Origin of the sequence: Streptomyces sp. NPDC127117 (assembly GCF_042677325.1) — a bacterium.
Classification (GTDB): Bacteria; Actinomycetota; Actinomycetes; order Streptomycetales; family Streptomycetaceae; genus Streptomyces.
This window is the reverse complement of sequence record NZ_JBHXTM010000014.1, coordinates 107097-129158: the sequence shown is the minus strand read 5'-3', so window position 1 is coordinate 129158 and position 22062 is coordinate 107097. Positions and strand designations below refer to the sequence as shown.

At 72.1% G+C, this 22062-nt stretch carries 20 protein-coding genes and 1 pseudogene; 11 read left to right on the top strand and 10 right to left on the bottom strand.

Annotated elements, in window-relative coordinates:
- Positions 1–505 precede the first annotated feature (505 nt).
- Complete coding sequence (locus ACFVH0_RS15245) at positions 506–859, top strand: hypothetical protein (protein WP_385820234.1); 354 nt, start codon at positions 506–508, stop codon at positions 857–859.
- A 78-nt stretch (positions 860–937) separates the two neighbouring features.
- Complete coding sequence (locus ACFVH0_RS15240; RefSeq protein ID WP_385820232.1) at positions 938–1093, top strand: DUF6131 family protein; 156 nt, start codon at positions 938–940, stop codon at positions 1091–1093.
- Positions 1094–1110: 17 nt separating this feature from the next.
- On the opposite strand, the gene ACFVH0_RS15235 is transcribed toward ACFVH0_RS15240, so the two are convergent.
- On the bottom strand, positions 1111–2037 hold the full coding sequence (locus ACFVH0_RS15235) for a LysR family transcriptional regulator (RefSeq protein WP_385820230.1): 927 nt from the start codon (positions 2035–2037) through the stop codon (positions 1111–1113).
- 179 nt (positions 2038–2216) lie between these two features.
- Between ACFVH0_RS15235 and ACFVH0_RS15230 the strand changes: the two genes are divergently transcribed.
- Entirely contained in the window at positions 2217–3557 is a 1341-nt protein-coding gene (locus ACFVH0_RS15230; RefSeq protein WP_385820228.1) for an MFS transporter, read from the top strand.
- 63 nt (positions 3558–3620) lie between these two features.
- A complete protein-coding gene (locus tag ACFVH0_RS15225) occupies positions 3621–5273 on the top strand; it encodes an amidohydrolase (protein WP_385820226.1) in 1653 nt (550 codons plus the stop codon).
- Positions 5274–5362: 89 nt separating this feature from the next.
- Here the strand turns inward: ACFVH0_RS15225 and ACFVH0_RS15220 are convergent, their stop codons facing one another.
- Entirely contained in the window at positions 5363–7102 is a 1740-nt protein-coding gene (locus ACFVH0_RS15220; protein ID WP_385820223.1) for an aldehyde dehydrogenase family protein, read from the bottom strand.
- A gap of 192 nt (positions 7103–7294) precedes the next feature.
- Between ACFVH0_RS15220 and ACFVH0_RS15215 the strand changes: the two genes are divergently transcribed.
- Entirely contained in the window at positions 7295–8473 is a 1179-nt protein-coding gene (locus ACFVH0_RS15215) for a PucR family transcriptional regulator (protein ID WP_385820221.1), read from the top strand.
- 25 nt (positions 8474–8498) lie between these two features.
- Here ACFVH0_RS15215 and ACFVH0_RS15210 read toward each other — a convergent pair whose 3' ends face one another.
- Positions 8499–8951 carry a MarR family winged helix-turn-helix transcriptional regulator gene (locus tag ACFVH0_RS15210; protein ID WP_385820219.1) on the bottom strand — a complete coding sequence of 151 codons (453 nt, stop codon included), beginning with the start codon at positions 8949–8951 and terminating at the stop codon, positions 8499–8501.
- A 112-nt stretch (positions 8952–9063) separates the two neighbouring features.
- On the opposite strand from ACFVH0_RS15210, the gene ACFVH0_RS15205 reads away from it, so the two are divergent.
- The 3 genes from ACFVH0_RS15205 (at position 9064) to ACFVH0_RS15195 (ending at position 12704) form a co-directional block, all read left to right on the top strand.
- Positions 9064–9729 carry a non-oxidative hydroxyarylic acid decarboxylases subunit B gene (locus tag ACFVH0_RS15205; RefSeq protein ID WP_385820217.1) on the top strand — a complete coding sequence of 222 codons (666 nt, stop codon included), beginning with the start codon at positions 9064–9066 and terminating at the stop codon, positions 9727–9729.
- Positions 9730–9742: 13 nt separating this feature from the next.
- Complete coding sequence (locus ACFVH0_RS15200; protein ID WP_385820215.1) at positions 9743–11254, top strand: UbiD family decarboxylase; 1512 nt, start codon at positions 9743–9745, stop codon at positions 11252–11254.
- A 274-nt stretch (positions 11255–11528) separates the two neighbouring features.
- A complete protein-coding gene (locus ACFVH0_RS15195) occupies positions 11529–12704 on the top strand; it encodes an MFS transporter (protein WP_385820297.1) in 1176 nt (391 codons plus the stop codon).
- Between the two features lie 100 nt (positions 12705–12804).
- On the opposite strand, the gene ACFVH0_RS15190 is transcribed toward ACFVH0_RS15195, so the two are convergent.
- Both ACFVH0_RS15190 and ACFVH0_RS15185 read right to left on the bottom strand, forming a co-directional pair.
- Entirely contained in the window at positions 12805–13992 is a 1188-nt protein-coding gene (locus tag ACFVH0_RS15190; protein WP_385820213.1) for an amidohydrolase, read from the bottom strand.
- A 30-nt stretch (positions 13993–14022) separates the two neighbouring features.
- Positions 14023–15243 carry an MFS transporter gene (locus ACFVH0_RS15185; RefSeq protein WP_385820211.1) on the bottom strand — a complete coding sequence of 407 codons (1221 nt, stop codon included), beginning with the start codon at positions 15241–15243 and terminating at the stop codon, positions 14023–14025.
- A 134-nt stretch (positions 15244–15377) separates the two neighbouring features.
- On the opposite strand from ACFVH0_RS15185, the gene ACFVH0_RS15180 reads away from it, so the two are divergent.
- Complete coding sequence (locus tag ACFVH0_RS15180) at positions 15378–15890, top strand: nucleoside deaminase (RefSeq protein WP_385820209.1); 513 nt, start codon at positions 15378–15380, stop codon at positions 15888–15890.
- Between the two features lie 56 nt (positions 15891–15946).
- Here the strand turns inward: ACFVH0_RS15180 and ACFVH0_RS15175 are convergent, their stop codons facing one another.
- On the bottom strand, positions 15947–16348 hold the full coding sequence (locus tag ACFVH0_RS15175) for a DUF5997 family protein (RefSeq protein ID WP_385820207.1): 402 nt from the start codon (positions 16346–16348) through the stop codon (positions 15947–15949).
- A 58-nt stretch (positions 16349–16406) separates the two neighbouring features.
- Here ACFVH0_RS15175 and ACFVH0_RS15170 point away from each other — a divergent pair, with 58 nt between their 5' ends.
- A complete protein-coding gene (locus tag ACFVH0_RS15170) occupies positions 16407–17216 on the top strand; it encodes a LysR family substrate-binding domain-containing protein (RefSeq protein ID WP_385820205.1) in 810 nt (269 codons plus the stop codon).
- A gap of 147 nt (positions 17217–17363) precedes the next feature.
- Positions 17364–17720 (top strand): annotated as a pseudogene (locus ACFVH0_RS15165) (esterase); the annotation flags it as partial.
- A 67-nt stretch (positions 17721–17787) separates the two neighbouring features.
- Here the strand turns inward: ACFVH0_RS15165 and ACFVH0_RS15160 are convergent.
- The 4 genes from ACFVH0_RS15160 to ACFVH0_RS15145 form a co-directional block, all read right to left on the bottom strand.
- A complete protein-coding gene (locus ACFVH0_RS15160; protein ID WP_385820203.1) occupies positions 17788–19116 on the bottom strand; it encodes a geranylgeranyl reductase family protein in 1329 nt (442 codons plus the stop codon).
- Between the two features lie 246 nt (positions 19117–19362).
- Positions 19363–19998, bottom strand: coding sequence for a response regulator (locus tag ACFVH0_RS15155; protein WP_385820295.1), 636 nt, complete (start codon positions 19996–19998; stop codon positions 19363–19365).
- On the bottom strand, positions 19998–21215 hold the full coding sequence (locus tag ACFVH0_RS15150) for a sensor histidine kinase (RefSeq protein WP_385820201.1): 1218 nt from the start codon (positions 21213–21215) through the stop codon (positions 19998–20000). The genes ACFVH0_RS15155 and ACFVH0_RS15150 overlap by 1 nt, the downstream gene beginning before the upstream one ends.
- A gap of 95 nt (positions 21216–21310) precedes the next feature.
- Complete coding sequence (locus ACFVH0_RS15145; RefSeq protein ID WP_385820199.1) at positions 21311–21973, bottom strand: DedA family protein; 663 nt, start codon at positions 21971–21973, stop codon at positions 21311–21313.
- Positions 21974–22062: the final 89 nt, after the last annotated feature.

Below are 22062 nucleotides of genomic sequence, written 5' to 3'. Positions count from 1 at the left end.
AAAGTGGGGGTGTCCACCGGGGGCCCCCCAGACAAACGACCCCCGGGCACCCGGGGGGGGGGGGCCTTCGTGACGGGGGCCCAACCGGGGCCGGGCCACCGGCACCCGCCGGTTGGCCCGCCGCCGGAGGTCTCGCACCGCCTCCGCCGGTGACGGCGGAGGCGGTGGCGCAGAGGTGGCCGGCGACCACTGGGCGTCCCGGCCGCCGCCCGAGCGGGCCGGCCATCACCTCTGTGTCCGCACCGGCCGCCGGCACCTGTCGGCCCGCGCGAGGCGGCGAGCACCTGGGCCGGTGCGGGCAGGGCGAGGCCGAGGAAGGACAGCTCGGCTTTCAGGCCGGGCCGCCGGGCACGCACCAGGTCGAGCAACGCCCGGTGGGTGGCGATGCCCGCCCGGTCGCGGGTGCCGTGCGCGACGGCCGGCAGGGTCGGCGCCGCGGGCCCGTCCCTCATATCGCCGCCGCCAGGCTGTAGCCGCGCTCGGGGACCGTACACGCCGGCCGGGCATGCCCGTCCTGCGTGGATTCGTCGCGCTCTTCGTCCTCGGCGGGGCGGGGAACGAGTCGACGTACAAGATGATCCCGGCGATCTTCCGGGCCACGGCACGGGCGGAGATGACCGAAGGGGCCGTGCCGGCCGAGCGACGCTCACGGCGCCGGACAACGGCCCTGATCGAAGTGGCAGGCGCGATCGGCGCCTTCGGCGGGGTGCTGGTCAACCTGGCCATCCGCCAGTCCTTCCTGGAGACGGGGAACGGACAGGCCGCGTACGTGGCGTTCCTCGGCCACTACGCCCTCTGCCTGGCACTGACCCGGGCCTGCTGCCTGCGCCGGTCCGCGCGCCGCCTGCCGGACGCGTGATCGCTCCGTCTCCCGCGCCGGTGGAACGCCCATGGGCCCGGGGAGATACTGGGGGGAGCCGCACGATTGGAGGGTGTCATGATCATCCTCGGTGTCATTCTGCTGGTCATCGGCTTGGTCGCCGGAATCTCGATCCTGTGGACCATCGGTGTCGTGCTCGTCGTGATCGGGGCCATCCTGTGGATCCTCGGCGCAGCCGGGCACGCGGTCGGCGGCCGACGCCACTACTGGTAGCGCCGCCGCACCGGCCGTCACAGCCCCGGGAACCGTCGCATACGGATGTCGCAGTAGCTACGCAGGCCGTCGACCAGGGCGTGGATGGCGGATCGGGCGTAGTGGGAGGCGTCCCAACCCGCGTACAGGGGGACCGTCAGCGGGCCGTCCGGGGTGTGCACGATCAGTTCGGACAGGCCGAAGCGGGCGTCGTCGGTGACCAGGCAGACTCCACGCCCCGCCGCGGCGAGCGCCTGAGCGAAGGGTGAGGAGCCGGTCTCCGACACGGCGGCGAAGCCGAGCCCCGCCCGGCTGACCGCCTCGTCGACGACCAGCCGGGCCGCATTGGACCGGGTCATGAGGATGAGCGGCTCGCTGACCAGCTCGGCGAGGCCGATCGTGGAGCGCCCGCTCCAGGCGTGCTCGGCGGGAACCTGGGCGATGACAGGGGTACGGCCCAGGAACGCGGATTCCAGCGGGGCCGGGGCCGGACTGGTGGAGATGCCGAGATCCGCGTCGCTGCGCGCCAGCGTGTCGAAGACCCGGCTGGGGTCTTCCTGGATGGCGTCGCGCAGCGTGGGCCCCGCGCTGCCGCCGCCCGCCATGAACGGGGCCAGGAGGTAGGCGACGGTGGACGGGGCGGTGACCACCGTGAGCGCCGCCTGCTCGCCCTGCCCCACGGCGGACATCGTCTCGGCGGCCTGCTCGGCCCGGCGCACCAGGTCCTGGGCAATGGGACGGAAACGGCGGCCGGCGGCGTTCAGCGTCAGCGAGCCCGGACGGCGGGTGAACAGAGAAACCCCCAAGTCCTTTTCCAGAGCGCTCAATTGGCGCGATAGAGAGGGCTGGGCGATATGCACCTGGCGAGCCGCGGCGGTGACCGAATCGGCCTCCGCGACGGCAAGGAAGTAGCGCAGCACCCGCAGTTCCATGGCCGCCTCCAGGGAGCCTCGACACCTTCTCATACCTTGAAGGTATGAGAAGCGTAGCAATCAAGTATTAGACGCTATGGGTGATCGAATCCCAAACTGTGGCTGTCAAGCTCACCGTCCCGGCTCCTTCGCCGAAGGGCTCCCCAGCGTCCGGTCCTCCCGCACCGTCCGGCCCCCTCACCGAAGGCTCCGCGTCCGCCGGAGGCCCACCCATGCATGTCCGACTTCCCGACGCCGCTGAAGCGCGGGGCACCCGCGCTTCGAGTCAGGCCCGCCGAGCAGGTCTCGCCTCGTTCGTCGGCACCACCATCGAGTGGTACGACTTCTACATCTACGGAACGGCGTCCGCGCTCGTCTTCGGAAAGCTGTTCTTCCCCGACGTGTCGCCCGCCGCCGGAGTGCTCGCCTCCTTCGCGACGTTCTGGGTCGGCTTCCTCGCCCGGCCCATCGGCGGGATCATCTTCGGGCACCTGGGCGACCGCATGGGCCGCAAGGGCACCCTGGTCACCACGCTGCTCATGATGGGCGCCGCCACCTTCCTGGTCGGAGTGCTCCCCACCCACGCGCAGATCGGTGTCGCCGCCCCCTTCCTGCTGGCGCTGCTGCGCGCCGTCCAGGGCATCGCGGTGGGCGGCGAATGGGGCGGCGCGGTCCTGATGGCGTCCGAGAGCGCCCCCAAGGGCCGGGGCTCCCTCTTCGCGATGCTGGTGCAGCAGGGCTCCCCGGCCGGGGCGATCCTGGCCACCCTGGTCTTCCTCGCGGCCGGCACCCTGGATGACGCCGCCTTCGCCTCATGGGGCTGGCGCGTGCCGTTCCTGCTGTCCGGACTGCTCGTCGTGGTCGGGCTGGTGATCCGTCTGAAGGTCGAGGAGTCGGAGGACTTCGAGCGGGTCAAGGAGAGCGGCGACGTGGTGAAGCTCCCGATCGCCGAGGTGCTGCGCACCGACTGGCGCACCGTCCTGCTGGGCATCGGCGCCTCGATCATGGGTATCTCCGCCGCGTACTTCACCAACACCTTCGTGCTCTCCTGGACGACGAACGAGCTGCACATGAACCGGCAGACGATGCTGTACGTCCTGCTCGCGCTCTCCGTGGTGCAGTTCCTGTGGCAGCCGCTGGCCGCGCTGATCTCCGAACGGGTCGGCGAGGCCCGGTTCATGGTGTGCTCGCTGCTGGCCAATGTCGTGGTCGCCGTCCCGATGTTCCTGCTGATCAACACGGCGCGCCCGGTCCTGGTGTTCTGCGGCATCGCGCTCGCCATGATCAGCGGCTCCGGGTACTACGCCGTCCTGGCCGGATTCCTCGCCCGGGCCTTCCCCTCCCGGGTCCGCTACACCGGCATCTCGCTCTCGTACCAGCTGTGCTCGACCCTCATCGGCGGCACGACCCCGCTGGTCGCCCAGGCACTGCTGACGTCCGGCGGCGGCTCGATCTGGCCCGTGGTCGGGTTCTACGCGACCCTGCTGCTGGTCACCACGGCGTGCGTCGCCGTGCTCGCCCGGTTCATGGACCGGCGCGCACCGAGCGCGCCGCCCGTCGCGGCGACCGTCTGACGACACCGCACGTCACCGCCCGCCACCGCCCCATCACACCGTCGTACCCAAGGAGTTGACCCCGTGCGCCTCGACGCCGTGTTCCACAACGGACGATTCGCCACCCTCGACCCGGACCGCCCCGGGGCCCGCGCCATCGGCGTACTGGGCGGCCGGATCGCGGCTCTCGACGAGGAGTTGGAGGGGTGCACCTCCGACACCGTCGTCGACCTCGGAGGCGCGCACGCCGTGCCCGGCTTCAACGACGCCCATCACCACCTCAGCCTGGTCGGCAAGGGGCGGCGCGAGCTCGACGTCTCGTACGCCGCGGCGCCCACCCTCGACGCGCTGTACCGGGCCGTGGCCGAGCGGGCCGCGGCGCTGCCCGCCGACGCCTGGGTGCTGGGCGCGGGCTACGACCAGAACAAGACCGGCGCCCATCCGACCGCCGAAGCGCTCGACCGGGCCGCCGGGGGCCGCCCGGTCTGGCTGGTGCACACCTCGCACCACATGGCCGTCGCCGGCACGGCGGCGTTCGCGCGGGCCGGCTTCACCGACCTCACCGCGGTGCCCGACGTCCCCGGCGGTCATGTCGTGCGTGACGCGTCCGGCCGGGCGCAGGGGCTGCTCCAGGAGACGGCGATGCAACTGGTCGAGCGGGTGCTGCGGCCGGAGCCCGCCGAGGAGTGGACCGCCAACATCGCCGAGGGGGCACGGGCCGCCCTCGCGGTCGGACTCACCAGCGTGACCGAGCCGGGCATCGGCGTCGTCGACGGCATCGGCAACGGCCCCGCCGACCTCGACGCCTACCTGCGGGTCCGGGAGAGCGGCCGGCTCGGCGTCCGGATGACGGTCATGCCGTACATCACCGCACTGCGCGACTGCGGCGTCTTCGAGCCGGACACCACCTGGTACGGCCTCGACCTCGGTCTGCGCACCGGCTTCGGTGACGAGTGGCTGCGCATCGGACCGACGAAGATGCTGTCCGACGGCTCGCTGATCGGCCGCTCCGCGGCGATGTGCTGCGACTACCACGACACCCCCGGCAACAGCGGTCTGCTCCAGCACGAGCCCGAGCAGATACGCCGCTACATCGTCGAGGCGCACCGCTGCGGCTGGCAGATCGCCACACACGCCATCGGGGACGCCGCACTGGACGTCGTCCTCGACGCATACGCGGAGGCGCAGCGGCTGCGTCCGCGCGCCGATGTGCGCCACCGGATCGAGCACGCCGCGGTGACCAGCGACGCGCAGGTCGCCCGGATCGCGGCGCTCGGCCTGATTCCGGTGCCGCAGGGCCGGTTCCTCTCGGAGATCGGTGACGGGCTCCTGGCGGCGCTGGGCCCCGAACGGTCCCGGCTGGCCTACCGGATGCGGTCGTTCCTCGACGCGGGGCTGGTGCTGCCCGGTTCGTCCGACGCCCCCGTGGTCGCCTCGGACCCGCTGCTGAGCATCCACGACATGGTGAACCGGACGACCGCCTCGGGTGCGCCGATCGGACCGCACGAGGCGGTGACGGCACGGGAGGCGCTGACCGCGTACACGATCGGCTCGGCCCACGCCGTCCACGAGGAGCACATCAAGGGAACCCTCGCCCGGGGCATGCTCGCCGACTTCACGGTGCTCAGCGACGACCTGCTGGGCGTGGCCCCGGAACGCATCGCGGAGCTGACGGTGGGGGCGACCGTGGTCGGCGGCCGGGTCGCCCACGACACCGGGGCGCTCAAGGTCTCCTGAGCGCACGCCCCGCAGGGGAGCGGAGCCGGGCGGCGCCGGTTCCGCACGGTGCCGGTCCCGACGTGACACGGTGCCGGTCCCGCCGTGGCTCAGGCCCGGAAGGCCGCGGCGAACACGGCCGGCATTCGTGCCCAGGACGGCCGCTGCGCCAGCCGGGTCAGCCGGCGGCCGGTCAGAGCGGCGCTGCGCGCGGTGACGAACCAGGGGGGCTTCGGGAACAGCGCCAACTCGCCTCCCGCGACCGACCTCGGGAAGGGCCGGAACGGTCCCCGGACGACGGTGCGCTCCGGCGCGTCGATCAGCAGGGCGTTGTGCACCACCCCGATCCCGCTCCGGGCATCGGCGACGGTGTGGCCGGGAAAGGCACCCCAGGGCGCCGTCGCGGTGAGGAAACCCAGCGCGGTCCAGGCGTTGACGGCGACCGTTCCGTACCGCAGCTCCGCCACCGCACGGTCGAATGCCCCGCCCAGGCGCTTGGAGGTGACCGGGTCGATCACGATGTTCGCCCCGAGGGTGCCGAAGAGGTCCCGGTTGGCGTGTTCGACGGCCCGGTCGAGGAACTCGGCGCCCAGGCCGGGGAGGGTGAGCACACCGAGCACGGGGGCGAAGTACTCGGTCGTCCCCACCTCCGCCGTGGCGTCGCCGCCCCGGAGCTCGATCAGCAGCCGTGAGCCCTCCGTGCCCTGCCACTCGGCCCCCGGATGGCTGCGCGCCGCGTCGGCCAGCCGGTCCGCGCTGCCCGGATACCAGGCGGGCCGGGCCGGGGCCGTCCGCAGGGCGTCCCGCAGATGCCCGAGGAATGCCTCGCGCTGCGGCCAGTCCCCGCTGACCACGACCACCTGCGAGGCGATGCAGTTGTGGCCGCTGTTGTGCAGCCGCTGGGTCGCGATGTGCTCGGCCTGGTAGCGGAGATCGGCGGCGCTCCAGGCGCCCGGGACCACGATCACCGGGGAGACGCCGCCGAGTTCGCTGGTCATCGGCTTGCCGAGCAGCGGGGTGCCGGCGGCCTTGCGGGCCCGGCCCTCCTCGCCGGGACCGAAGGCGACGACGTCATGGGTGGTGAGACTGCCGGTGATGTGGACGTGCGCGACGTCCGGGTGGTTCGCGAGACGGCCGCCCACATCGCCGCCGCCGGTCACGATGCGCAGCACACCGTGGTCGATGAGCGGGGCGAGCGCGCGCCGGTAGACCGGTTCGAGATCGTCCATCACCGGGTTGAGCTTCAGCACGACGACCCGGTTGTGCGCGACCAGTTCGTACAGCACGTCGAGCGGTGCGATGGAGGTGACGTTGCCGGCGCCGAGCACCAGACCGATGCCCGTGGTGCGTTCGGGGTGCAGCGCGCCTAGGCCCGCCCGGCGCCGTACGGTGTCCGCGTCGACCCGGGGCGGCATCCACACCTCGGCGCTGAAGCCGTTCAGGAGCAGCCGGTCCCGAACGGTGAGCGGAAGGACCGGCACGGTCACCCGGCCGCCCGGTGCCCGCCCGAACTTCGCGCCGTCCAGCGGGCCGTGGCCCGAAGCGATCGTCCGGAGCGTGCGGGCGAGCGCGTCCAGGGAGGTCAGCAGCGCGTACGGGCCGGAGAGCCACTCCTCGCCGACGAGCGGCGAGTGCTCCGGCAGCAGCTTGATCCGGCTCGCGACCCGTACCCAGTTCTCGGCCTCGGCACAGACCGTGGCATGCACCCGGGTCAGCAGCGCGCCCCGGTCGGCCAGGGACGTCGCCGCCCAACGCCGTTCACCCCGGGCGAGTTCGGCCAGCAACGTGTCGAGTGCGGGCGCCTCCCCGGTCGCCGTTCCGGTGCTGCCTTCGGGTGCTGCGGCAGTCATGGTGCTCTCCTTCGATCACGACGCACGGACGGGAGCCGTGCTGCGGAGTCGGTTCGTGGCACAAGGTCTCCCCGGACCACACCAAGATGACGGATATCCGGACGCCCGGCCATGGGCGGGCACCGCGAGATCCACCGGACCGCACTGTGCCGCCGCACAATACGACCGACATGCGGCGGGTACGGTTGCGGCATGCGCGACACCACGGGCTGCGGGCCCGTCTTCGCCGAGATCCTCGCCTCCGTCGGTGAACTCACCGATGTGACCGTCCGGAAGATCGCCGCGGACGAGTCCGGCTACACCGAGAGCCCGCTCCCTCCCGCCCTGCTCCGCGACCTCGTGCACGCCAACATCGAGGCCCTCCTGCGCAAGGAGACCGGCGGCGGGGACGTCTGCGAGGAGACGGCCCGGCGGGCCGGGCGGATCAAGGCCGAACACGGCGTCCCGCTCCCGGCGTTGCTGCACGCCTTCCGGCTCGGCGGCATGGAGATCTGGGAGTGGGCGATCGCCCGCGCCACCACCGGCGAACAGGCCGACGCACTGCTGCGCCGCTCCACACACTTCTGGGCCGTGCTCGACCGCTGCTCCACAGCCGCGACCGAGGCCTACCGCCAGGTCGCCGACGACCGGGAACGCCAGGAGCAGGTGGCGCGACGGGTCACACTGCTCCACGTGTTCGAGGGATCCAACGACGTCCGGTTCGGCAGCGCCGCCGCCGTCCAACGAGCCCTGGGACTGCCGGAACGGGCCTCGTTCCACATCGTGGCCGGCGAGCTGGGGCGCGATGGCGAGGACCCGCTTCCCGCGGTCGGCGCCCGGCTGGCCGACGCCGATGTGGCGTCGGTGTGGACCACCGAGCTGGGCGAGCGGCTGGGCCTGGTCGCACCGGCGGGCGAAGCCGGGACCGCAGCGTTGCTCAGGACCGTGCGGCAGGCGGCGATCGGCCGGGTGGGGGTGAGCCGGCCGTTCGGTACGCTCGCCGCCGCGCCCCAAGCGCTGCGCCAGGCGCGGATCGCCCTGGAGTGCGTGGCTCCGGCGGCCGTCGGCGTCCACCGCTACGGGAGCGCCCCGATCGACGCCCTGGTCGCCGCCCACGCCGAGTCCGCCGCCGAACTGGGCGAGAACGTGCTCGGTCCGCTGCTGTCCGGCGAGGGCGGTGACGAGGTCCTGCTCGGCACCCTGGACGCATGGTTCGCCGCGGACGGCTCGACCGCCGAGGCGGCACGCCGGCTGCACTGCCACCGCAACACGGTGCTGTACCGGATCGCCCGCATCACGGAGCTGACCGGCCGCGCTCCGTCCCGACCGGTCGACGCCGCCGAACTCTACGTAGCCCTGCGGGCGCACCGGCTGTCCGGCGACGCCCGGTAGCGTCCCCCGGCGCGTCGAGCCGCCGTCACCGCTCGCGCCGCTGCGCCGCGCGCCGCAACAGGCCGAGGAACTGCTCCCGTTCCTCGGGCGAGAACGGCGACAGCATCTCCTCGTTCACCTCCACGACCGCGGGCGCGAGCCGGACGGCCAGTTCCCGGCCGCTCCCGGTGATGCGCACCAGTTTGCGGCGCCGGTCCTTCTCGTCCTGGGCCAGCTCCACCAGCCCGCGCCGTCGCAGTCGGTCCAGGAGCGGGGCGGTGGTCGACTTGTCGAGATGGGCCAGCGAGCCGAGCGTGCCCTGATCCATGTCGCCATGGGCGTGCAGCAGGGTCAGGACGGTGAATTGAGGGCCCGTCAGGTCCTGGTGCACCTGCTCGTACCAGAGCCGGGTGTGTGCCTGGTTCAGCTGTCGGGCCAGCGGGCCGACCCCGTTGATGGCGTCGAGCCGAACGCCCGGGGCCTCGTTCTCCTGCGACATCGCTCGCTGCCTCCGCCGAGTTGATTATGACGTACACGTACTTTACCGTGGAGCCAAGTAGGACGTGTACGGAATAACTGTGTGTGACGTTCGTGAACGGAAGGAGGGTGCGATGAAGCTCGTGGTCGCCATGACGGGTGCCACCGGCGCGCCCATCGGGGTGCGCCTGCTGGAGGCACTGAAGGAGCTGGGCGTCGAGACGCATCTGGTCATCAGCCGCTGGGCGCGGACCACGCTGGCGCAGGAGACTCCGTACTCGTCACGCGAGGTGGAGGCGCTCGCTTCGGTGTGCCACGGCCCGGACGACCAGGGCGCCCACATCTCCAGCGGGTCGTTCCGGACCGACGGCATGGTGGTCGTGCCGTGCAGCATGAAGACGCTGGCCTCCATCCGCACCGGTCAGGGGGAGGGGCTGATCGGCCGGGCCGCGGACGTGGTGCTCAAGGAGCGGCGCCGGCTCGTCCTGGTGACCCGGGAGACCCCGCTGTCGGCCGTGCACCTGGAGAACATGCTGGACCTGACGCGGATGGGCGCGGTGATCATGCCGCCGGTCCCGGCGTTCTACAACCGGCCCAGTGGCATCGACGACATCGTCGAGCACATCGTGGCCCGCGTCCTCGACCAGTTCGACCTCGAACTTCCCACCGCCCGGCGGTGGCAGGGATTCGGGGCGGTTGCCGCGGATCGCCCGGCACGTCGCGACCGCCGCGCACCGAACGGCGGACCCCGCCACCCCGCCCGGCCCGTGGAGCGGCCGGAGCACTTCGACGCACTCTGAGAAAGGCCCTGTCATGACCCAACGAGGCAGCGCGCTCAACTTCCGTGACTTCGTGGAGAATCTGCTCGCCACGGGCGACGCCGTCGACATCCGTGAACCGGTCAGCCCCCTGCTGGAGGCCGCGGCCATCACCCGGCGCGTCTACGAGACGAACAGCCCCGCCCCGCTGTTCAGCAATCCGACCGGCACCGAGGCGGGGTTCCGCATGCTCGGAGCGCCGGCCGGCCTGAGCGGCGTCGGCGGCAACACCTACGGCAGGCTCGCGGCCCACTTCGGCCTCCCCGCCGGCACCACCCCGCGCGAGCTGCTGGAGCGTCTCATCGCCGCCATGCACGCCGAACCCCTCGCGCCGCGCGTGGTGGAGACCGGGCCCTGCAAGGAGAACATCCTCACCGGTGACGACGTCGACCTGGAGCGCTTCCCCGTGCCACTGCTGCACGAACACGACGGCGGCCGCTACCTCGGGACCTACGGCTACCACGTGGTGCGTACCCCCGACGGGCGGTGGACCAGCTGGTCGATCAGCCGCGCCATGCTGCACGGGCGCACCACCCTGGTCGGCCCGGCCATGCCCCAGCAGCACCTCGGCATGATCCACGCCATGTGGCGCGACCGGGGCCTGCCCACACCGTGGGCCATGGTGCTCGGTGCCCCGCCCGCCGCCCTGGCAGCCGCGGGCATGCCGCTGCCCGCCGAGGTGAACGAGGACGGCTACGTCGGTGCCCTCGCGGGCAGTCCGGTCGAGGTGGTCCGCACCGAGCTGCACGACCTGCACGTCCCGGCCAACTCCGAGATAGTCCTGGAGGGCTGGATCAGCCCGGACGAGACCGCCCCCGAGGGGCCGATGGGGGAGTACCACGGATACGCCTTCGCCGAGAGCAAGCCGCAGCCCGTCTTCCACGTCGCGGCGATGACCTTCCGCGACGACCCCATCCTGCCGATCTGCGTGGCGGGCCAGCCCCCGGAGGAGAACCACACCATCTGGGGCACCATGATCTCCGCCGTCAGCCTGGAGCTGCTGCGCTCCAGCGGCCTGCCCGTCGACCTGGCCTGGTGCTCCTACGAAGCCGCGACCTGCTGGATCGTCGTGTCCATCGACATCCGGCGGCTGGCGCGGAGCGGGATGAACGAAAGGGAACTGGCCGACGCGGTCGCCGAGGTCCTCTTCGGCTCCCACACCGGATGGCTGGTACCCAAGGTCCTGCTGGTGGCGGACGACATCGACATCACCGACATCGACCAGGTGGTGTGGGCCATGGCGACCCGCCACCACCCCGGCACCGGCACGTACGGCTACCCTCAGGCCCCGGGCATCCCGATGGTCCCCTACCTCACCCCCGAGGAGGTCCGGACCGGCCGCGGCGGCAAGTCCGTCACCAGCTGCCTGCTGCCCGAGCAGTTCGAGGGCGTCACCAAGGGCGTCACGGCATCATTCCGGCACTCGTTCCCCGACCGCATCCGCAGCCGGGTGGAGGAGAACTGGACCGCCTACGGCTTCGCCGGGAGGGCGCTCCCGCCCCGCTGAGCGCCGAGCCTGCTCGCGTACCACCGGTCCGGCGGGCGCACCGGCCGGGTCTGCACTTTCGGGATACCATTTCCGGCGAGTGATCACCCCGCCCTTCGTCGGCCCGCCCCGTGAAAGGCGCGGGCCGCGGACGGGGTGTCGGACGAGGAGGGGTGCGTTGTCGCAGAAAGAGCCGGTGGAAGCGCCGGCACGGTTCGAGCCGAGGGAGCCGCGCCCGGCTGCGGGCGCCCGGCGGGCACTGGCCTCGCTGCGCACCAGTCCGTGATTCCGTCTCCTGTGGGTCTCCAACCTGTTCTTCTACGGCGGCGCGTGGACCCAGACGCTCGTCATGGGCTGGCTCGTCTTCGACACCACCCGCTCCGAGTTCCTGCTCGCCGTGTTCACCGCCGTGCGGCTCGCCCCCATGCTCCTGGGCCCCTTCGCCGGAGTGCTCTGCGACCGCTACGACCGGGTCCGGCTGCTCATGATCGCCTGCCTGTGGGCGCTGGGCGCGGTCGTCGTGGTGGCGGCCATGGCGGCGTTCGGCCAGGTGTCGTACGGGGCGCTGGTCGCCGGGGGACTGGCGATCGGCCTGGCGCAGTCCCCCTCGCAGCCGCCGCGCGCCTCACTCGTCCTCGATCTCGTCGGACGGGAGAACCTGAGCAACGCCAACGCGCTGAACGCGCTGGCGATGAACATGACGCAGGTCATCGGACCGGCGATCGGCGGAGCGATGATCAGCGCCTTCGGCGCGCCCACCGCCCTGTGGATCTCCACCACCTGGTACGTGGTGTCGCTCGCGGCGCTGTGGCCGCTGCGCGGCGCGGGCCGCCCGACGCCGGGCCGCCCGGAGCCCGTGCTGAAGATGCTCACCAGCGGTTTCCGTACGGTCCTGACCAGCCGGCTCACCTCGGCCGTGCTGCTTGTCACCCTCGCCGCCAACGTCCTGCTGTGGCCCGTCCATCAGGCGTTCATGCCGGTGTTCGCCAAGGAGGTCCTCGGGCTCGACGCCGCGGGCCTGGGATGGCTGCTCACCTGCGGGGGTCTGGGCGGTCTCGCCGGATCGCTGGTCATAGCCATGCTCGGCGACTTCAAGTTCAAGGGCGGGCTGTTCGTGATCGGCACCGCCGCGTGGGGCGCGCTGTGGTCACTGTTCGCACTGTCCCGGACGGTCCCGCTCTCGTTCGCGCTGATGGCGTGCATCGGACTGATGAGCGCTTCGTTCGGTGTGCTCCAGACCACCCTGCTGCTGATGACGACCGAGCCGGAGGTGCGGGGGCGCGCCCTCGGCCTCCAGGAACTCGCCATCGGCGTCATGCCGTTCGCCTCGCTGGGGCTCGGCGCGGCGGCCCGGTCGGTGGGGGTCGGAGCCACCGTGTTCCTCAGCGGAATCCTGCTGGTCGCGGTGTTGCTGACGCTCGCGGTACGGGTTCCCCGACTGCTCGGGTACAGCGGAGTGCAGATGCCGTAGCGCGGCCGGGGTGTGCGCGGGACGCCCCTTGCGTCGCCGTACGGGAACGGCCGCGGCGGAATATGTCCGCCGCGGCCGCACCTGTTCTCACCGACCGGGATCAGACCCGCAGTTCGCCGTCCTGGACCACCACTTGCCCACCGGCGACCACCAGTTGCCGGCCCGGCGAGCGGACCAGGGCGTCCTGGACGTTCTCGGCGTCCAGCAGCACGATGTCCGCCCGCGCCCCCGCGACGATGTCGTGGGTGTCGCGGTGTACGAAGCCCGCCGCACGCGTGGAGGCCAGCTCCACCGCGTAGGCGAGCTCCTCGTCGGTGCGCAGACCGTGCAGCCGGGCGAAGTTGAGCGCGACGCGCAGGATGTCGCCGTCACCGTACGGCGACCACAGGTCCCGGATTCCGTCGGTGCCGAGGCCGATCCCGACACCACGGTCCCGCATCCCGCGCCAGGGCAGCGGCGCGGTGCGGACCGGGGCCACGGTCGCCCAGGAGACACCGGCCTCCTCGCAGGCTTCGAGCACTCGCTGCTGCCGGTCCGCCGGAAGCTCGCCCAGGGCGAAGCCGTGCGAGACCGTCACCTTGCCCCGCAGCCCCAGCCGCAGGGTGCGCTGGGCGATGAGCTCGATCTGGAAGGCGCCGAGCTCACCCCCGTCGTGCAGATGGATGTCGAGTCCGACACCACGTCGCTCCGCGATGTCGAAGAGGCCGTCGAGCTGCGCGACCGGGTCGCGGTCGATCGAAGCGGGGTCGAGGCCGCCGATCGCCGTCGCCCCGGCCTCGGCCGCCTGGTCGAGCAGGTCCAGCACGCCGGGACGGCGCACCACACCGTCCTGCGGGAACGCGACGATCTCCACCTCGATCGCGCCGCCGAACCCGGCCACCGCCTCGCGGACCACCTCGATCCCGCGCAGCCCGACACCGAGGTCGACGTCCACATGACTGCGTACCGCCGTCGTGCCGTGCCGGAGGAACTCGCGCAGCACGGCGGTGGTCGAGGACGGACTCGGGATACCGAGTGCGCCGCGTTCCGCGCGTTCGTGGGAGATGCGTCCCTGGGTCGTGGCCTCGCCGCCGTAGGAGACCCATGGCTGCCCCCACCAGCTCTTGTCGAGATGGGCGTGCGCGTTGATGAAGCCGGGCAGGGCGAGGAGACCGCCGCCGTCGAGGCGATCGCCCTCGTCGCCCGTCGTTCCGGCGGGCACCACGGAGAGGATCTCGGCGCCGGACATCACGATGTCCGCGGGCGCCGTACCCCAGGGGCGGACGTTCGTCAGTATCACATGAGCCATGAAGTGATGGTATACCAAATGGATCGGGTGTCAGCCGGCCGGCCGACGGGGACCGGCGCCGCGCCGGCCCGCGAAGGCGAGCGGCAGCGTGGCGAGGGAGAGCGCGGCCGTGGCCATGAGCGCAACGGAGAACGAGGCCCCCGTCGCCAGATAGCCGACGAGGAGGGCGCCCACTCCCGTACCGGCGTCGAACCCGACGTTCCACACGGCGCTCGCGATGCCGCTGGACCGGTTGTCGACGGCGGCGAAGGAATCGACCAGGGTCAGGTTCTGCAGCCCGCCGTAGCTGACCCCGACCAGAGCCATTCCGGCCAGCAGCGGCACCGGTTCCGTCGTCCCCGGAGTGGCCACCGCCCAGGCCGTCAGGGTGAGCCCGACCGCTGTGACGGTCACCAGCGGCCAGCGGAACGGCCCCGTCCCGTACCGGTCGGCCAGCGCTCCGAACCGCCAGCGGGCGACCGCCGCCGTTCCCGTGAGGAGCAGCAGTCCGGCCAGCGTCGCGGTGGGGTCGTCGCTCATCTGCGGGGCGAAGGTGATCAGGGCGCCACCTGCCGTGGTGACCCCGAGCAGGAGCAGCATCGGCCGCAGCAGCGGAAGGTACGCGGCCCGCTTGTCCGGCACGCCGTCCTGGCGGGGTACGTTCTCGGCCCCGGCCTGGCGGGCGTCCAGCCGGCGGGCCAGCCGCAGCGCGGGGGCCACGCCGAGCAGGGGCAGCGCACCGATGGCGAACACGACCTCGAAGCCGACGTTCTGCGCGACCCACGGCGCGGTCGACACCAGGATGAACTGCGGCCCGGCGATCGCCAGACCGTACGCACCGATCGCCTGCCCGCGCCGCGCGGGTTCGACGAGTTCGGCGACGGCACCGGCGCCGCAGACCGTGAGCACCCCGAACCCGAGTCCGCGCACCGCGGCGAGGGCGAGCACCACGCCGAGCTGCGCGGTCAGCAGATGCAGGAGCGCGGGAACGCCGAGCAGGACCATCCCGCAGACCAGCGTGGTCCGCCAGCCGAGGCGGCGTATCGCCGTCGGGACCAGGGACTGGGCGAACACGGTGCAGAGCATCAGAACCGCGTTGACCGAACCGGCGCCGGCGGCATCGGCTCCGCCGTGCACGGCCCAGAGCGGCGCGGTGGGCAGCAGTACCGCGAACCCGGAGAATCCGGTCGCCGTCAGGAGCAGCAGCGCGGGCATACCCGGCGCGTTCCAGACCGTTTCCCGTGCGGCGCTGTTCGCCGGAGCGTTCCTCACTGGCTCGTGCCTCCGTGTCGCCGTCGGCGGACCGGCTGTCGCGGCCGGCCGGCATGCGGGGGAGGGCCGCAACGGGGCCGCCCACCGTGACGTGAATGGTATACCGAATGCCGTTCGGCTGTTAGCCTGATGCCATGAGCACAGTGAACGAGCCGCAGTCTGTCACAGAGGGGGACCGCGAGTTCCTCCGCCGTTGCGTCGGTCTCGCGCGCGAGGCGCTCACGGCCGGCGACGAGCCGTTCGGCTCGCTCCTCGTGGATGAGCACGGCACGGTCCGCTTCGAGGACCGCAACCGGGTCCGGGGCGGCGACGCGACCCGCCACCCGGAGTTCGAGATCGCCCGCTGGGCGGCCGAGAACCTGTCTCCGCAGGAGCGGCGCACCAGCGTCGTCTACACATCCGGCGAACACTGCCCGATGTGCAGCGCGGCCCACGCCTGGGTGGGGCTGGGCCGCATCGTGTACGCGTCGAGCTGCGACCAACTCGTGGCGTGGCGCCGGAGTTGGGGCTTCGGCGCGGGGCCGGTCGCGGCCCTGCCCATCAACGCCGTCGCCCCCGGCATCCCGGTGGCAGGACCCGATCCTTCGCTCGCCGAAGAGGTCCGCGCGCTGCACGCCCGGATGCTGGGCGTGGCCGCCGACGGCTGAGGGCTTCCCCGCCCGCCCCGGACAGGGGCAGGCGGCTTCGCCCGGGACGGGCTTCCTCAGGAACGCGCGTCGTCGGCCCGGTCGCGGGCCGCGTTCTTCTCCTTGATCCGCACCGCTTCCTTACGGACCTCGGCCTGGGTGGCGCGCTCCTGCTGGAGCCAGTCGGGGGCTTCCTTCTTCAGCGCCTCGATCTGCTCCGTCGTGAGGGCCTCGGTGACTCCGCCACGGGCGAGACCCGAGATCGAGACACCGAGCTTCGCGGCGACCACCGGCCGGGGGTGCGGGCCGTTGCGTCGCAGTTCCTGCAGCCACTCGGGCGGATCGGCCTGCAGTGTGTTCAGCTCGGTGCGCGAGACGACACCCTCCTGGAACTCGGCGGGGGTGGCCTCTAGGTACACACCCAGCTTCTTTGCCGCGGTCGCGGGCTTCATCGTCTGGGCGGTCTTGTGCGACGTCATACGGACAAGGGTATCGAGCATGTGCGCTACCTCTGACCAGGGCCGGTAACCTGGCGGAGTGACAAGCTCGGAAGAAACCCCTTCGTTCCGGCTCGCGTATGTCCCGGGGGTGACACCCGGAAAGTGGGTGCGGATCTGGAACGAGCGGCTGCCCGGCGTCCCGCTGACCCTTGTGGGGGTGTCGGCCGCCGAGGCGTCCGACGCGCTGCGGGGACGTGAGGCCGACGCCGGCCTCGTACGGCTGCCAATCGACCGGACGGCCCTCAGCGCCATCCCGCTCTATGCCGAGACGACCGTGGTCGTGATCCCGAAGGACCACATCATGGCGGCCGTCGACGAGGTCCCGGCCGCGGACCTGGCCGACGACATCGTGCTGCACCCACTCGACGACGTCCTCGACTGGGAGGACCGCCCGGGGCGGCCGGCCAACGAGCGACCCGCCACCACGGCGGACGCCGTCGAGCTGGTGGCGGCGGGAGTGGGACTGCTCGTCGTACCGCAGTCGCTCGCCCGCCTCCACCACCGCAAGGACCTCACGTACCGGCCGGTGCCGGACGCCCCCGAATCGCGCGTCGCGCTGTCGTGGCCGGAGGACGAGACCACCGATCTGGTGGAGGAGTTCATCGGCATCGTGCGGGGCCGGACCGTCAACAGCACACGGGGCCGCCCCAAGACCCCGGCCCAGCCGAAGGCCGGGCGCGCCGAATCGGGCGGTGCCCGGCGGAAGCCCGCAGCGGGCAAGGCGACCGGTAGGACGACCGGCAAATCGGGCGGGAAGTCGGGCGGGAAGTCGGGTGGCAAGAACCCGCGGAGCGGTTCGGCCGGGGCCAAGGCCGCCAAGCGCGGCAAACCCCGCCGCCGCCCCTGAGGCGTGCCCGCGGCCCTCTCGCGCAACCCTTTTGCCCCATGCACCGGTCAAACGGTACGTCGGAAAGGAACGGGCCCTTTCAGGCCACCGCCCCCCGCACCCGCCCGGTGATCCTTGGGCCAAGGAGCCGCTCGTGCGCACGTACCGTCCGGCGAGGACACCGGCACGGTGCCGGACGCGGGAGCGGTCTGGGTGCTGCGGAGCTCGGCGGACGGACTGACCGCCACGGGCGCCAGGTCCTGGGACCAGAACTCCGCACAGGTGCCCGGCGCCGCCGAGAAGGGCGACCGCTGGGGCGGCCGGGTCAGGCTGACCGACCCGAACCGGGACGGCCGCTACGGCCTGCCGGCCTCCGCCCCCGGTGAGAACACCGGCCAAGGTGTGGTCCGGGTACTCTCGGCCGGTCCTGGCGGGGTCATGGCCACGGCTCGTGGACGTACGGCGGCGGATCGCTGAGAACTCCGTCGCTGGATACGGGCATATGGGGCGGCGATCGACGCGTAGCCGGGGGAGCGGCGCACCGGGGCCGCCCGGTGCGCCGTCCACGCCCGCCAAGCGGACCGGATCCGGCTCAGCGCCTGCGCCGGACCTTCGGTTCCGGTACGAGACGCACGACCCCGTTGAGCAGATGGTCGACCAGGTCGTGCGAGGGCTTGTCGGTGAGGTTGGTGAGCAGCCGGGCCAGGGTGTCGAGCAAGAACGGCGACCCCATGACGTAACGGTTGAGGACCGGCTGGAAACCGGAGCGGCTGAAGATCAGATCGGCGGCCGTGTTGCCGAGGCGGTAGTAGCGCCCCCAGCGGCGGTTCATCTCGACCGGGTAGCCGTGCAGTACCTGCTCGCGCCTCGGCCCCCGGGGCAGGGCGAGGGCCAGGGCCGCGGTCTCGGCGGCGACCTCACCGGCTTCCATGGCCTGGCCGATCCCCTCGCCGTTCCAGGGGCTGATCATGCCTCCGGAGTCGCCGACGAGCAGGAGCCCGCGGGTGTAGAGGGGATGGCGGTTGAAGCCCAGCGGAAGGGCGGCACTGCGGACCGGTCCCTCCGCGTTCTCCTCGCGCAGCCCCCAGGCCTCGGGGGTACGGGCCAGCCACTCGTCCAGGGTGGCGCGCAGATCGGCCTTGCCGTGCCGACGGTGCGGCAGCGCGCCCAGGCCGACGTTGACCCGGCCGTCGCCCATGGGGAAGATCCAGCCGTACCCGGGCAGGTAGTGATCGCTCCCGGGGAACCGGAGGTCGGCCCACAGCTCCAGATACTCCTCCGCGGAGCGCTCGGGGCTGCGGTAGTAACGGCGGGCGGCCGTCGCGATCTGCCGGTTCCTGTCCCGCTGGAGACCCATGGCGATGGCGAGTCGGGCGGAGGCGCCGTCGGCGGCGATCACGATCGGCGCGTGGAATGCCAGGGGCTCCTTCGCTCCGGTCGTCGCGGTGACACCGGTGATGCGGCCGGCCCGGTCGGTCAGCGGCTGGGTCACCTTCACACCGCTGCGCAGCCGTGCTCCGGCGGCGACGGCGTGCCGGGCGAGGATGTCGTCGAAATCGTGCCGGCTGCGCGAGAGACCGAAGTCCGGGTACCGGCCGAGCGCGGGCCAGTCGATGTGCACCTGATGTTCCCCGGCCACCCAGCGCATGCCGCGTGAACGGGTCCACCCCGGAGCCTTGATGTCGACGCCCATCCTGATGAGCTGGTGCACCGCACGGGGCGTCAGACCGTCCCCGCACACCTTCTCGCGGGGGAAGTGCGACTTCTCCAGCAGCAGGACATCGACGCCCGCCCTGGCGAGGTGGAAGGCCGCCGCGGAACCCGCGGGCCCCGCCCCCACCACGATCACCTGGGCTTCCTCGTCCGGGCCGTGGTCGGACCGGGCGTCGGACCCGGACCGGTCTGGCGTCGTTTCCCGCATCGGGAACCCCTTCCTGGAGCCGGTGCCGTACAGGGGACGGCAGCCATCCGCCTCATCATCGATCAAGGACGGCCCGTGTGTGACCCGGTCCGGGAATCCCGCACCCTCCTGAGGGAACCTCAAGACGCGGACCGTCCGAAACCATGGCAACTCCCCGTTGCTGACCGGCCGCCCGGTGAGGTGAACACCTCTGACGGAGTGTCACTCGGTGGAGCCGGGCCGCGGCGGGCCGGCCGGAGGGCTCCGCTACGACTCCAGATAGCGCAGCACCGCGAGCACCCGTCTGCTGTAACCGGTGGTGCGTGGCAGATCCAGCTTCTCGAAGACCGAGTTGAGGTTCTTCTCGACCGAACTGAGCGAGAGGTGCAGCTGCTGCGCGATGGCCGCGTTGCTGCGGCCCTGCGCCAGCTCCTGCAGCACGGTGCGCTCCCGGGGAGTCAGCCTCGCCAGGGGGTCGGCATGCGTGGTCCGCACCACCAACTGCCGTACGACCTCCGCGTCGATGGACGCCCCGCCGGCATGGATCCGCTCCAGCGACTCAAGGAACTCGTCCACCTGCGCCACCCGGTCCTTGAGCAGATAGCCGACCCGGTCGGCGTTCTGGGACAGCAGCCGGACCGCGTAGTTGCGCTCCACGTGCTGGGAGAGCACCAGCACACCGACCGCGGGCCACCGCTCGCGGATCTCCAGCGCGGCCCGCAGCCCCTCGTCGGTGTGGGTCGGCGGCATCCGGATATCGACGACGACGAGGTCCGGCCGGTCCGCCTCGACCGCCCGGACGAGGGAGTCGCCGTCCCCCACCGAGGCGAGTACCTCATGGCCCTCCTCGGCGAGCAGAAGGGCCAGGCCCTCTCTGAGCAGGGCCGAGTCCTCGGCGAGCATTACGCGCACGGCAACTCCGCGGTGATCGTGGTGGGCCCCCCGCAGGGGCTGTCGATGTACAGCCGGCCGTCCAGCGCGTCCACCCGGCTGCGCAGCCCGGACAGTCCGCCGCCCAGCGGATCCGCGCCGCCGGTGCCGTTGTCCTCGACGGAGACCGAAACCCGGTCCCCGTCGCCCCGGACACGCACAAGGATCCGGGTCGCCCGGGCGTGCTTGGCCGCATTGGTCACGGCCTCGCAGACCACGAAGTAGGCGGCGGTCTCCACCGGCCGGGGCAACGGCAGCGGCAGTGAGAACTCGATGTGCAGGGGAATGCCGCAGCGTCGGGCCACGCCGCCGAGGGCCTCTTCCAGTCCCAGGTCGTCGAGCGCCGACGGGTAGACCCGCCAGGCCACCTCACGCAGCTCCATGAGGACCTCCTGGGCGGCCCGGTGGGCCTGCTGGAGCAGCAACTCGGCCTGCTCGGGCCTGCGGTTGCGGCGAGCCCGGCCCAATAGCATGGCCAGCGCGACGAGCCGCTGCTGCACCCCGTCGTGGAGATCGCGTTCGATGCGTCTGCGTTCCGTGTCGACCGCCCGGAGCACCCCGGCCCGGCTGGCGGCCAGTTCGGCGATGCGCAGCTCCAGCAACTCCCGCTCGGAGGGCCCGAAATGCTCGCGCGCCAACCGGGAGTCGAGCGCGTTCAGCGAGACGACCCCTTGAACGTCGAGGAAGAGCAGGATCCCGCCGAGGAGCGCCTGGGGCAGCAGCCCCTGCCAGTCGGTGGGGTCTCGGACCACCCCCGCCGCCAGCAGTCCGGCGAGCACCGCCCCGTATCCCAGCAGCGCGAGCACCCCGGCGAACAGGATCCCCGCGCAGGTGCGGGCGGCCAGGTAGCGAAGGACATCCCGGTCGGACACGTGGTGCGCGGGAAACACATCGCCGAAGAAGACACTGCGGCGGACCCGCTCCAGCCCGGTGAGCCCGCGAGCCCCGGCACTCAGCAGGGCCAGCGCACGCGGCCGGGTACGGGGCCACAGCACGAACGGCAGCGACAACCCGCCCGGCACGGCGAAGTAGAACAGTCCGAACAGGGCGGTGCCGCACCCGAGCAGAGCACCGACGGCCCTGCGGGGCCATGGATACGGCCGAGTCGCCGGCACGCCCGCCCCGTCGCGCTCCTGACCGGGCGCCTGTGGCGGCCGGTCGGTCGTACCGTCCGCGAAGTCCCCCTGCACGGTTGTCGAGGCTAGTCGCGCGGCAGGGGCACGACAAGATCCTTCCGGCCGGGCGGCGGGGGCCACCGGCGACGAACGGGGGCTCGCTGCCGGGCTCATGGAACCCGGCGGTGCTGCGCCCGGCCATTGGAGCGCAGCCGCACCGCCACGTACCCGGCGAAGGCCACCAGGACCAGGACGAGAACGGCCTTGGACAGGAACCCGACATAGGTCTCCACCAGATCCCAGCGGTCACCGAGCCAGTAACCGGCCATCACGAGCACCGAGTTCCACAACAGGCTGCCCATGGCCGTCAGTGCCACGAACAGCGGCAGCGACATGCGCTCCACCCCGGCCGGCACGGAGATGAGACTGCGGAAGATCGGCACCATGCGGCCCAGCAGGACGGCCTTGGTGCCGTGTCTGGCGAACCACTGCTCCGTACGTTCCAGATCGGAGCCACGCACCAGCGGAAGCCTCGCCCAGATCGCGTGCATGCGCTCGCGGCCGAAGAGCATCCCGATCCAGTACAGAGCCACCGCCCCCACCACCGAACCCAGCGTGGTCCAGAACAGCGCGGAGGCCAGACCGATGACACCCTGGCCCGCCGCGAACCCGGTCAGCGGGAGAATGACCTCGCTGGGCAGCGGCGGAAAGAGATTCTCCAGGGCGATGGCGAGGCCGGCTCCCGGACCTCCCATGGTGTCGACGAGGCCGGCCGCCCAGCCGGCGACACCGCCCGCGGGTTCCTGGGGCAGACCGAGAATGACGAGATCCATGAACCGACTCCTGCGCCGTTGCGGTGAGGCGCGAGAAGTCCGCTGCGCCTCACCGGCAACGCTAGGAACCCACGACCGGCGCCGGTACG